Source organism: Labilibaculum euxinicum (assembly GCF_963678175.1).
GTDB classification, from domain to species: domain Bacteria; phylum Bacteroidota; class Bacteroidia; order Bacteroidales; family Marinifilaceae; genus Labilibaculum; species Labilibaculum euxinus.
The window spans coordinates 3,860,563-3,871,941 of sequence record NZ_OY782756.1 but is presented as its reverse complement, the minus strand read 5'-3'; the positions used below and the strand labels follow the sequence as shown (position 1 = coordinate 3,871,941).

The 11,379-nt window shown below is 34.3% G+C and carries 12 protein-coding genes; 5 read left to right on the top strand and 7 right to left on the bottom strand.

From position 1 onward, the window contains the following. Window positions 1-73 precede the first annotated feature (73 nt). The 4 genes from ACY0M5_RS15515 to ACY0M5_RS15500 all read left to right on the top strand — a co-directional run bounded on the left by ACY0M5_RS15515 (window position 74) and on the right by ACY0M5_RS15500 (window position 2,699). Window positions 74-391: a hypothetical protein gene (locus ACY0M5_RS15515; protein WP_124992709.1), complete on the top strand. Its 318-nt coding sequence runs from the start codon at window positions 74-76 to the stop codon at window positions 389-391. A gap of 114 nt (window positions 392-505) precedes the next feature. Beyond that, window positions 506-1,174, top strand: a complete 669-nt coding sequence (locus tag ACY0M5_RS15510; RefSeq protein ID WP_461629753.1) for a 3-keto-disaccharide hydrolase — start codon at window positions 506-508, stop codon at window positions 1,172-1,174. 149 nt (window positions 1,175-1,323) lie between these two features. Continuing rightward, the gene (locus tag ACY0M5_RS15505) at window positions 1,324-1,908 is read left to right on the top strand and encodes a hypothetical protein (protein WP_461629752.1); all 585 of its coding nucleotides are present in this window, start codon (window positions 1,324-1,326) and stop codon (window positions 1,906-1,908) included. 164 nt (window positions 1,909-2,072) lie between these two features. Then, window positions 2,073-2,699: an MOSC domain-containing protein gene (locus ACY0M5_RS15500; protein WP_461629751.1), complete on the top strand. Its 627-nt coding sequence runs from the start codon at window positions 2,073-2,075 to the stop codon at window positions 2,697-2,699. A gap of 31 nt (window positions 2,700-2,730) precedes the next feature. Here the strand turns inward: ACY0M5_RS15500 and ACY0M5_RS15495 are convergent, their stop codons facing one another. Next, the gene (locus tag ACY0M5_RS15495) at window positions 2,731-3,462 is read right to left on the bottom strand and encodes a hypothetical protein (RefSeq protein ID WP_461629750.1); all 732 of its coding nucleotides are present in this window, start codon (window positions 3,460-3,462) and stop codon (window positions 2,731-2,733) included. A gap of 134 nt (window positions 3,463-3,596) precedes the next feature. Then, a complete protein-coding gene (locus ACY0M5_RS15490; RefSeq protein WP_461629749.1) occupies window positions 3,597-5,117 on the bottom strand; it encodes a M28 family metallopeptidase in 1,521 nt (506 codons plus the stop codon). Between the two features lie 241 nt (window positions 5,118-5,358). Between ACY0M5_RS15490 and ACY0M5_RS15485 the strand changes: the two genes are divergently transcribed. After that, window positions 5,359-6,000: a protein-L-isoaspartate(D-aspartate) O-methyltransferase gene (locus ACY0M5_RS15485; RefSeq protein WP_461629748.1), complete on the top strand. Its 642-nt coding sequence runs from the start codon at window positions 5,359-5,361 to the stop codon at window positions 5,998-6,000. Between the two features lie 2 nt (window positions 6,001-6,002). Here the strand turns inward: ACY0M5_RS15485 and ACY0M5_RS15480 are convergent, their stop codons facing one another. From ACY0M5_RS15480 to ACY0M5_RS15460, 5 genes are all read right to left on the bottom strand, one after another. Beyond that, the gene (locus ACY0M5_RS15480) at window positions 6,003-6,506 is read right to left on the bottom strand and encodes a hypothetical protein (protein WP_124992716.1); all 504 of its coding nucleotides are present in this window, start codon (window positions 6,504-6,506) and stop codon (window positions 6,003-6,005) included. Between the two features lie 53 nt (window positions 6,507-6,559). Further along, window positions 6,560-6,952: a DUF302 domain-containing protein gene (locus tag ACY0M5_RS15475; RefSeq protein WP_124992717.1), complete on the bottom strand. Its 393-nt coding sequence runs from the start codon at window positions 6,950-6,952 to the stop codon at window positions 6,560-6,562. Window positions 6,953-7,052: 100 nt separating this feature from the next. After that, window positions 7,053-7,475: a hypothetical protein gene (locus ACY0M5_RS15470; protein WP_124992718.1), complete on the bottom strand. Its 423-nt coding sequence runs from the start codon at window positions 7,473-7,475 to the stop codon at window positions 7,053-7,055. Window positions 7,476-7,705: 230 nt separating this feature from the next. Next, entirely contained in the window at window positions 7,706-10,672 is a 2,967-nt protein-coding gene (locus ACY0M5_RS15465; RefSeq protein WP_461629747.1) for a M56 family metallopeptidase, read from the bottom strand. Further along, entirely contained in the window at window positions 10,656-11,054 is a 399-nt protein-coding gene (locus tag ACY0M5_RS15460; RefSeq protein ID WP_124992720.1) for a BlaI/MecI/CopY family transcriptional regulator, read from the bottom strand. Before ACY0M5_RS15460 ends, ACY0M5_RS15465 begins: the two co-directional genes overlap by 17 nt. Between the last annotated feature and the right edge of the window lie 325 nt (window positions 11,055-11,379).

The window sequence follows — 11,379 nt, the reverse complement described above, 5'->3', positions numbered from 1 at the left end:
TTGAAAAATAAATTATTTGATAGAACAAAAGGAAAAACATACTAAGAAACAGTAAAACAAAACAAATAACGAAATGAATGATTTTTTGATAGCAATAGGTATTGGTCTTACAGCCGGTTTGATCGACATTATTCCAATGACAATTCAGAAACTTGATAAGCGGGATACTATCTCAGCTTTTGTACACTATTTCGCACTCGGATTAATTATTCCATTTGTGAATTGGGGATTGGCTCCGTGGATGACAGGAATGATTATCGCTTTACTGACCGCCATACCGGTTATGATTGTTGTTTATCCCAAAGACAAAAAAGCAATTGTCCCAATGATATTGTTTTCGTTGCTATTGGGTGCGGGAATTGGAATTGCCGGTGCAAAATTTATCGGATAGAAAATGGGGGGATTGATTAAAAAACAGTAAAAAGACCATGCAGCAATTAATTCCGGAATTATCAAAGAATATCCCAAAAAACAAATATTTTTAACAGACTATAAATTTATTTTAATGACCTGTATTTATCGACTATTAATTTTCAGTTTAGTACTGATTCCGAACCTTACCAAAGCACAATCAAATATCGAACTTTTTAACCAAAAGGATTTATCGGGATGGTATGCCTATGAACCTGAATCGGGAAAACATGAGAATGCTTTAGAGCTCTTTGCTGTCGATCAGCAGATGATTCGTTTGTATGGTAACAAGGCAGGCTACCTAATGTCTGAGCAATCATTTGATAATTTTCAATTATGCGCAGAATTCCGGTGGAATACCGATTCAACATTCGTAAGAAAAAGCAACAAAAAAAACAGCGGAATTACTTATTTGGTTCCAAAAGAAAGCCGCGATACCTTGTGGCCTAAGGGAGTGCAGTTTCAGGTAAAAGAAGGTGCGACAGGAGATTTTATTTTTCTTCAGAATGTTACACTTCGAATTAATGGAGTGCAAACAGAACCTGGACGAAGTGTGGTTGCCAAACGTTTTACAGATGCAAGCAATGCAATTGGAGAATGGAATACTGCAGTTATTACAGTAGTAAATGGTAAAATTAAACAGGAGCTGAATGGTAAACTGGTAAACGAGGGAGTCGAATCTTCGGTTTCGAAAGGTCGTATTTTATTGCAATATGAAGGTTATCCGATTGATTTTCGTAAGGTGCAGATTAAGAAATTATAATGGCTTCAATTAGGCCTATTTGTACCGGTAGATTGTTTTGATATGGTGATGAGTAAAAAAATATTCAGGAAGTATAATTAAATTAGAATGACATGCATTATTTGAAATGTAACAATTGCGGACACTTAAACGAGCTTAAATCGGAATACATGACTTTTTGTACAAAGTGCAGCAAAAAGCTCGAAAACAATTATTCCGATTGGAAAATTCGTAATTCAGATCAATCATTTGATGAATACAAACAAGCCGTATGCACTACCGAAGCCATTGAATCGTTGAAGGAAATACCAAAGGCGAAACAGCGGAAAGGGCTTAAATATTGGATTGCTTTTGCTGTGGCATTTGCAATTTTTTATGCCATTGGACAAATTGGAGGTGAAAGTTTAGCCGGATTATTTCGGAAAACAACATTCGATAAAGTATTAATGGAAATGGCAGGTGAACTTAATAAATCGTGCCCGATTATGGTCGATAATGCCACCAGGCTTGACAATGCAGTTGCATTGCCCGACAATGTTTTTCAATACAATTACACTCTTATTGGTATGAATAAGGATTCAGTAAATATTGAAGAACTAAAATCTTATTTGGAGCCGACCATAATTAATTCCGTAAAAACGAATCCCGACATGCAGGGTATGAGAGATAATAAAGTGAAAGTGAATTATTACTATAAGGACAAGTCGGGTGTTTATTTATTTACCATCTCGGTGAAACCGGAACAATACGAATAATAATAAATGCGGGTTTAAATTCAGCAGTTTTTTAATTTGAATAGCTATAAATAAAAGGTTTACTTTTTACGACAATAGCTTGTCGGATGAGGCAGATTGGAGTGCATGCTGTATTGAAATCGCATAAGAAGTAATTGTTGCACAATCATATTTAAAATCAAACAATGAAAGTCGTTTCCACAAATATTGGTAAAAGTGTAGAAATCAATTATCACGGACAAATTGAAAAAACCGGCATTTATAAATATGCAGTTGATCAGGCAATTTTTCTTGGTAAAGAAGATGTTGTTAAGGATGCGGTAATTGACAGAAGGTATCATGGAGGTGCAGATAAAGCCTGTTACTGGTATTCTGAAAAACATTACGCTTTTTGGAAAGATAAATTCCCAAATTTGGATTGGAATTATGGAATGTTTGGCGAAAATTTAACCATTTCTGATTTGGATGAAGGAGACATTAAAATTGGTGATGTTTTTCAAATAGGAAATGCCAGAGTTCAGGTTACCCAGCCCCGGCAACCATGCTACAAACTAAATTATAGGTTTGATTGCAACAGTATGGTTCACCAGTTTATTGATGCTGGTTTTCCAGGCATATATATTCGTGTGATTGAGGAAGGAGAAGTAAGGAAAGGGGATGAGTTAATTTTGCTGGAAAGGCGAGAGGAAAGCTTATCGATAAGAGAAGTGTACAATTTGTTGTACGAATCTTCCAAAGATCAGTTAAAATTGGAGAAGGCATTATCTGATCCGGCACTGGCCGCAAGCTGTAAAAGGGATTTGAATAAATAAGAAAGGACAGCGGTGGCTGTCCTTTTGTATGTTAACTTCCTAATATTATTTTTCGAATTAAGGCTTCATGATCGGTAGTGCTTACATCCATATTAAATCCTATTTTATAAATCAAGCCATTGTACCAGGTGTAATACTGCGACGAGCCCGTTGATTCCTTGTCCATAAGCTTATCGTCGGCAATATATTTGTAATAGTCAAACATTCTGGGCCATCTTCCCGATGCAGGTTTGTAATACAAAGGATGAGTTCCTTCCAGAACTATTTTTTCATAACCCTTTATATTTTCTTCCATTGCTAATGTGGCTTGTTCATCTGCAAAGGGATCTTCAGGATATTGAGTAATAGAGATGATAAAGAAATCTTTAAAATTGGTTTGGTAGCCCGAAACATTCTCCAAATAAGAAAATTGAACCTGAAATACCAATTTATTGAAGGCATTCCATGAAGTCACAATATTTGCATCTTGCTGAGCAACAGCAAATGGCAAATCACTTTGCGATATCAGGTTAATTTTATCTCTCATAACTGAAGGAATACTTGATATAGCTTCCGAAAAACTCACCGGAGCATAATAGTCCACTTTTTCGCGGAATTCTAATAATTCAAAATCATAGTTGTAGGTGTGTTGTCTTCCATCAACTTCATTTAAATTTTCCAGTAGTGCTTGGTTTTCATCAATATAACCGGAATATTTGTTGTCTTTTGCGCATGAAAAACTTCCAATAATAAAAAATATAATGAAAAAATAATGACGTCTCATAGTGGTGTAATTAGGTAAATCAATAGTAACAGTACAAACATACGTAAAAAAAGATTTTATGTTTTGTCTTGTTTAAAATTAAATAATCATATTAAGATTTTTTCCATCCTAAATACAAGAATTAAAAGTTGTGCTTATTCTTCATTTGCCAGTTCCCAGGCGGTTAAAAATACCAATTGGGATACTCTGTTTATGGCTTGGAAATCAATTTTTTCAGCAGTGTCGCTTGCTTTGTGGTAGTCGGTATGTAAGCCATTAAAATAAAAAACAGCAGGAATGCCATGCTTCACAAAGGATGCCTGATCCGAAGCCTGATACAGAAAATTATCAGGCATATCGTATTTGTAATCAAGGCGTAATTTTGTACTGATCTGATTTATGCTATCGGATATGACTTTCAATTTAGGTTTGAGATGATTGGTTCCCAAAAGGTAAACATAATCTGTGGTGTCATTAAATTCATCGTGTCGGCCCAGCATATCCAAATTTAAATTTCCAACAATATCTGATAAGGGAAACGGCGGGTTGTCTACAAAATATTTCGATCCGCACAAACCTTTTTCTTCTCCTGTAAATGCAGCAAAAAGGATGCTGCGTTTTGTTTTATGCCCCTCATCGCTGGCTTCCTGAAATTTTCGTGCAATTTCTATGATTGCGGCAGTTCCTGAAGCATTATCATTCGCTCCATTGAATATTTCACCATCATTTTTTCCAACATGATCGTAATGAGCAGAAATAACTAAAACTTCTTCTTTTTTATTGGTCCCAGGCAAAAAGGCGAACACATTTTCAGTGCTTAATTCCTTGTATTTTAGATCAAAGTTAAAAGTGAATTTACAGATTCTCTGTTCTGTTTTTTTCATCTTTTTTGTCTCTAAAATCTGTTTTAATCTTTTGGGTTTGATTTGAAGAAGTTCGCAGGCAACCGGATTCGAGATTGCCCCCTGATAGGTGTGCATTCTGTTTTTATATTTGGTAAAGGATGTGGCAGAGCTGATGGAATCAAAAGGATTGAAATCGTTATTATTCTCAGGTTTTAAATTCATTCCTCTGGGCGAGATTGTTCTTTTTTTTGCAAGTAGTTCCATGTATTGCCTGCTCTTATTGGGATTGCAAAACAGCACCAATTTGGCTTTCGAAGCAGTTACAATATCATTCGATTTTATGGCCGCAGCATACAGGTTAGTGCTCAGAAAGAGAACAGCCTTGTCAGAATAATCTTTGTTTATATAACTCGTGTCAGGAGCAGTTCCCAAAAAAACAAGATCCATATTATTGTTCGAATAATTAGTGAATCCTGATATCAGAATGTCTTCGTAATTTTTAAATACCTTATCTATGGTCTGAATTTCAGCATCAGCTTGCTCCTTTTTGTAGATCGCGAAATTCTGAAAATATCCCGAACGGTCTTTGTTTCCTTTAGGATTGTTTACTCCTGCATTAATGAATTGCTGGCAGATGTATTGGGCGGCAAGCTTTTGTCCTTTACTTCCAGTGTCTCGTCCTTCCATACTATCAGAGGATAGTGTTACAATATCGTTTTGTATTTTATTGGTCGATAGTGATTTTGAATAGTACAAGGCGATACTGTCTTGTGCACTTAAATGAAACAAATTACTTACTGATATGAAAAGGATAATGATGATTGATCGCATGGGAAATACTTTAATAATGAAATATGGAAATTAAATTACTAAAATTTGTTTTCCGATTCGCATCTGGCTTTTATTTATTTACTGTTTAAGCAAGGGATTACAAGGTATTTTATTTCTCATTTTTAGCTCTAATGTCGTAACTTTAACTAAATAAGGAATTTGAATCATGAAAATCTTCAGCCTTGTTATACTATTGATTGTTTCACTAGGAAGATATAGTGAAGTTGCTAATCGGCAAAAGATGGAATTTGAGAAACTTCGGGTAAACATGGTCATCGAGCAGATAATTAAAAGAGGTGTGAATGACGCTCTTGTTATCAGTGCGATGGAAAAAGTGGAAAGGCATTTATTTGTTCCGGCAAGCTTAAAGCGTTTCGCGTATCAGGATCGTCCTTTGCCTATCGGGGAAGGACAAACCATTTCACAACCTTATATTGTTGCGTATATGACTCAACTGCTCGAATTGAGTTCGAAAAGCCGGGTTTTGGAAATTGGTACAGGTTCCGGGTATCAGGCAGCTATATTGGGAGAGATATGTGCTGAAGTTTATTCCATAGAAATTGTTGAATCCCTGCAGAAAAGAGCTTCTTTTGTTCTGGATTCTTTAAAATATGAAAATGTAAAGACTTTTTATGGAGATGGTTATCAGGGGTTGGCTGATAAAGCTCCATTCGATGGAATTATTGTGACTTGTTCACCTACAGCAGTTCCTGAAGCTTTAATTGCTCAACTGGCAGAAGGAGGCCGATTGGTAATTCCTGTGGGTAAGAAGAATGTGAAGAAGTTGGTTCTTCTAAAAAAAGAAAATGGGAAAATAAGCAAACAGATTGATTTACCTGTTCGATTTGTTCCCATGGTTGATGAAAAAGGGAAATTTTATTAAGTTTATTTCTTCTTTTTATAAACCCCTTCAAATTGAATACTCCAAATTTTACCTTCGTCAATTGTTGATTCCCAAATCTGCTTTACATCGCCGTTTGGCAATAATATCCAGCTAATTCGATGAAGAGATTGATCTTCTCCCATATTGGAGTCGGTACCGCTTAACAATACCATTTTTCCATTTTCAAAATTTCCTTTTAATAATAGATTGTTTCCATTTTTATCAATCCAAATTTGCTGCCATTTATCAATCTTATCATTGTAAAAACTATAGCTCGTACCCGTAAAACTTTCTTTTTCCGACACCCAGTTTTCCTGAAGCAAGTTACCGTTTTGCAGCAAACTAATGGTGTTGTGACCTACAAGTTCGTCATTGGTGAACACATCCCATTCTCCCACCCAAAAATCGAATAAACGATGCGGAGAAATAGTATTTTCTGTATTTGTATTTTGCGAAAAGGAGGTTAAATGCGAAAGAATAAAAATGAGAAAAAACAAGCGTTTCATGAGGCAATTTTTGAAAGTGAAACAAATAATAAAGTCAAAAATTCATTTGGAGTTTATTCTTCAAGATAAGTTAAACATCGTTCCAGTCTGCTTTTTAGTTCCCGTGCAAAAGGTTGTAATGCTTCATTTTCAATTACGTTAAAAGCCGCTGTTGGATCCATAATTGAAATATCTACATGACCATTATCTTGTTCAATAACAGTTACATTACAAGGCATCATTATGCCGATTTGATCTTCTACCTGAAAAGCTTTGTAGGCAAAAGATGGGTTGCAGGCACCTAGAATCCTGTATTTTTTAAAATTGACATCCAGTTTTTCTTTTAAAGTAGCTTTCACATCAATATCAGTTAATATGCCGAATCCTTCGGTTTGAAGAGCTCTGGTCACACGGTCAATGGCATCGTCAAATTTAAAATGCGTACTTAAACGGATAAAATAGCTCATCGTTTTATTTTTTTAGGTATAAATTAGTAGCACTATATTATTTTTAGGCAACAATCAAGATATGAAAAAATGCGTGAACTGTAAAAAATAAAAACGATAACTAGATATTCTGGTCGTATTTTGTTTTGTTGTATTTTCTTCTTGGCGAGAGTTCACAGGCTTTAATTAAAAACCAAATTAAGAGTGTGAAGGCGAGAATTCTTAAATATCCCAATACTGGTTCGTACTCTAAACCTAATGGACCCGGAACATAACGGGTAAGCATAATTATACTTAGAGGAATGAAAATAATCATCAATATAATAAGAAGTATTGCTGCTTCTTTATGAACTCTTCTGATCAAAAGACCAACACCACAAATAATCAGAACAAATCCTAAAATATTAATTATTTCGTAAGTTGAGTTGGAAATAGCAGCGAATATATGCTCAAAAATATTTGGAACAATTATGTGCATTCCACCAACAGTAATGAAGCCGATTCCATAAGCAAAACGCAAACGATCATTTTTAGAAAATTTCATGAGGTATTTGCTGAAGCGTGAGGTGACCCACACCAAAACATATGAAATGAATATAACAAGTAAAAAAAGCATCGGCTGAGTATTTATAATTACATGGTTTTCAGTTAATATACGAATTTGATATTTTGTCTGCAAATGCCTGATTTTAAAACTTTATCGTGTTAAAGGTAAAAGACCACATTTGTGAAATGCAGTCTTTTATAGTTATTTTATAATTATTCGTTTTATTATTAATTTTTCACTTTACTTGTAATTATTACAACACCATTTTTAGCTTCTTCACCGTATTTTTCAATGGCATGCTCACCTTTCAGCACATCAATGCTTTCAATATCATTAGGATTTATTTCCTCAGCTTTTTTTGCTGATCTTATTTTTCCATCAACAATAAAAAGTGGTGGGTTTTTTATTGAACCTAACTTCATTTTTACAGTTTGCTTGTTATTCGCTTTGCTGGTGATTTCAATAACACCATTTTTCCCTTTTTTTCCGTATTTTTCTATTGCTGTTTCCCCTTTTAGTACATTAATACTTTCAATATCGTCAGGCTTAATTTTTTCTGATTCTTTTTTGGAAAGTTTTTTTCCATCAACTATATATATGGCATTATCAATTTTGATAGGATCTTTAAATTTTAAACCTTTGGAATTGATTTCAATAGCCCCGTTTATAGCACTTTCTCCATATTTTTTTACAGCTTCTTTGTCTTTTAATATGTTAATACTTTTAATGTCATCGGGATGAACTCTTTTGGTTGCTTTTAAAGAAATTTTGTTCCCATCAAGAATGAATAAAGGAGGATTGATTGTATCTCCCAAATTAAGCTTAACAGCAGAAGTATTTTTTTGATTATTTGATTTACTGGTAATCAGAATTACTCCGTTTTCGGCTTTTTTACCATACAATTTAATTGCCGAAGCATCTTTTAGAACACTTATGGAAGCAATTTCGTTTGGTGAAATTTGATCCATTTGAGTGCGAGTTATTTTTTCACCATCTAAAATTATAATCGGTTGTTTACTAGGGTCTTTTGGTGTAATTGAATTAAATAAAGTTCCTTTTTGAGTGGGTATTCTATAACCTGTTTTAACATTACCTAAAGGGGTTGGCAACCCTTGATGAAAACCTCTTACAATTATTTTAGGTTCGTCAAAGCTACGAGTAGTTGTTGGATTCTTTTTTATAGATTCTTCCAATTCTTTGCGATATTCATCAGAATTGACTCTCTTAATATCTTCCTGAATTCTTGTCTTGCTTTCTTTAATTTGCTGATTTATTTTTTCTTGATACTCAGGAGATTCAATTTTTTTCAATTCTTGTTCAATGTTCTCACGTTGTTTTTTTAGTCTGTTTTCAAATTCTCCTGATTCGAATTCCGCTTTATGTTGTTCCAGAGATTCTTTAGCGTCTTTAAGCTGTTTTTTTAGTTGATCTTGAAACTCCTTTGAATTCATTCGTTCAACTGTTTCTTTAAGCTCTGATTTAAGTTGTTCTTTTTCCTTTTTATTTAGTTCTGAGTTTTCTTCAATTTCTTTCAAGCGATTTTCAAGTTCCTTTTTTTGTAATTCTTGTTCCCTGACGAAATTTCCATCGGATAATTCTTTTAATTGCCTGTCGATTTCAATTCGCTGTTGTTTCATTTCATTTTGGAATTCAACGGTATTAAAATCAAGATCTTTTAATCCTTCCTGAAGCTCTTTGCGCATTTGGTCAACATCAAGGTCAACTTTCATGTTCTTCATTTCTCTTTCTGCCGACTTCATTGCTTCCAACTGCTCTTTTATGATCTTGTCAGCCTTCATTTTCACCCATTTGTCTGATTTTACAGAATCTTTTGGGAAACTAAATTCAGGAGTATCAAAAGAATTAAAAGGCATATCTACAGCTGGAGGTAGTGGGGGCATAGTTGGCATCGCAGGCATAACAGGCATCGCAGGTATTTCCGATAGTTCCATTTCTTCTACTTCAGTAACTTCTTCAAGTTCAGTCTCGCTAGCAATAACTTTCGTTTGGTTCTTGTCTTCTTTTTTCTTCTTTTTTTGATCTGATTTCGCTTTACTTTGATCAAGCGGAAGTTCTTCATTCTGAATGGACTTCTCAGATTGATTCGCAGTTTTGTCAAGAATGTTTATTTTCGAAAAAAAGGCTTTTTGAGAATCTGTATTCTCTGAAATCGCAAAATTCGAAATTAAGAACAAGCCGGCAAATAGGAGCGTAAATACGCCGCTAAGCATAAATCGTTCTCTTCTGGGATTGGTTGAGGCTTTAGGTCTAAGAATACGTTTAATCCGATTCAATACTTTTCCCTTTTTACCGGAAAAACCCAAAACCAATTCATACTGTTTTTTTCTGATTGCTTCCATATTATTTAATGCTTTAATAAGAGTTAAGGATTCACCACAAACCTTAACCGCCAGATCGTCACAAATGTGCTCTCTTTCGGCATTTACCACAGAAGATAGCCACCAAACTACAGGATGATAAAAGAATATCAATTCAATAATTCCTTGAATGAATTGCAGCAGATAATCGTGTCTGCGAATATGTGCCAATTCATGTGCTATAATAATTTCCAATTGATTTTCGGGAATTCCACTTAGCATGGAAACCGGAATTAGAACAATTGGTTTAAAGTATCCAATTACAGAAGGGATTTCGAGCAGACCCGATTCCTTAAATAAAATGTTTTGTTTGAGATTGTATTTTTTTACTAATTTATCAGCAATCGACTTATAGTTAGATCGCAAAGGATAAGTTAAGTGCTTTTTTAGTTTTAAGGTATGAATGTACTTTAAAATAAGATTAATAGAGAGAAAGAGCATTCCAATCATCCAGATTTGAACCAAATAAGGGAATGAGTTTTCCAATTGAATTTGGATTTGCATCCACAGTTTGGCAAAAAATGATTCTTCATGCGGAATGATGCCTGAAGTTCCCGGTAGAGCTGTAAAATCATGTAAAGTGGTACTGGTATTTGATGGTATGTACCGGCAGAATGTAATTGCTGATGCAGCACAAATTAGTATGAGTCCTAAGCCCGACAAAGCATATCGAATTCTTGCATTGTCTTTTGAGATAAATCGAAATATCAACCAAATAATACCCCCAATTACTGATGCCTGCCATACAGAATGAATTAAAGTCCAGCCAATAGCATGACTCAATTCGTATAAATCGAAATTATTTATCAGTTCCATTTTGATCCGGATTTTCGATGTTATCAATTAATTTTTTTATTTCATTTAATTCCTTCGTTGAGCATTTTTGATTGCCCAAAGCCTGCAGAACCATTCCAGAAGTAGATCCACCAAAAAGAGTGGATATAAACTTATCGATTAACTGATTCTTAGTTTCTTTTTCTTCTACAACAGCCTTGTAAATATGAGTTCTTGAATTCACATCGCGTTCAAGAATCCCTTTCTCAGTCATTATTTGCATTACCTTAAGAGTTGTAGTGTAACCTACATTTCTTTCTGATTTCAATTTGTCATTTACAAACCGGACATTCGATGGCCCATAGGTCCATAGAACTTGTAATATTTCTAATTCTGCTTCGGTTGGCTTAATCTTCTGTGGCATATTATTGTGGTGATTTCCATTATACGATTAATTTCGTAGATAAAGATATACGAAACTTATCGTATTACAAAATTTTAGTACGACATTTTTCGTAGTTCAGCAGTTTGAAACCCGAAACAGCAATGAAAAATGATTATAAATACTTAATCAGAATGCTATATATCTTTACTTACCGCTTTTTTTTTTGTAAATTGAATAGTACCCCGTATTATTCTTAAATATGTAGGGTGGAAGTAAGAACCGAAAATCAAAACCCAATTGGCATTGCCAATTAAAGGTTATAAATACCTTTCTGCAGAGTGTACATTTTTAACCGTTAGATCCA

What these genes read in the sequence shown, in the direction of transcription:
- ACY0M5_RS15465 (WP_461629747.1), bottom strand. Translation starts at nt 10,672, where the DNA reads ATGGAACTGATAAATAATTTCGATTTATACGAATTGAGTCATGCTATT.
- ACY0M5_RS15515 (WP_124992709.1), top strand. Translation starts at nt 74, where the DNA reads ATGAATGATTTTTTGATAGCAATAGGTATTGGTCTTACAGCCGGTTTG.
- ACY0M5_RS15490 (WP_461629749.1), bottom strand. Translation starts at nt 5,117, where the DNA reads ATGCGATCAATCATCATTATCCTTTTCATATCAGTAAGTAATTTGTTT.
- ACY0M5_RS15480 (WP_124992716.1), bottom strand. Translation starts at nt 6,506, where the DNA reads ATGAAACGCTTGTTTTTTCTCATTTTTATTCTTTCGCATTTAACCTCC.
- ACY0M5_RS15510 (WP_461629753.1), top strand. Translation starts at nt 506, where the DNA reads ATGACCTGTATTTATCGACTATTAATTTTCAGTTTAGTACTGATTCCG.
- ACY0M5_RS15485 (WP_461629748.1), top strand. Translation starts at nt 5,359, where the DNA reads ATGGAATTTGAGAAACTTCGGGTAAACATGGTCATCGAGCAGATAATT.
- ACY0M5_RS15500 (WP_461629751.1), top strand. Translation starts at nt 2,073, where the DNA reads ATGAAAGTCGTTTCCACAAATATTGGTAAAAGTGTAGAAATCAATTAT.
- ACY0M5_RS15495 (WP_461629750.1), bottom strand. Translation starts at nt 3,462, where the DNA reads ATGAGACGTCATTATTTTTTCATTATATTTTTTATTATTGGAAGTTTT.
- ACY0M5_RS15460 (WP_124992720.1), bottom strand. Translation starts at nt 11,054, where the DNA reads ATGCCACAGAAGATTAAGCCAACCGAAGCAGAATTAGAAATATTACAA.
- ACY0M5_RS15475 (WP_124992717.1), bottom strand. Translation starts at nt 6,952, where the DNA reads ATGAGCTATTTTATCCGTTTAAGTACGCATTTTAAATTTGACGATGCC.
- ACY0M5_RS15505 (WP_461629752.1), top strand. Translation starts at nt 1,324, where the DNA reads ATGACTTTTTGTACAAAGTGCAGCAAAAAGCTCGAAAACAATTATTCC.
- ACY0M5_RS15470 (WP_124992718.1), bottom strand. Translation starts at nt 7,475, where the DNA reads ATGAAATTTTCTAAAAATGATCGTTTGCGTTTTGCTTATGGAATCGGC.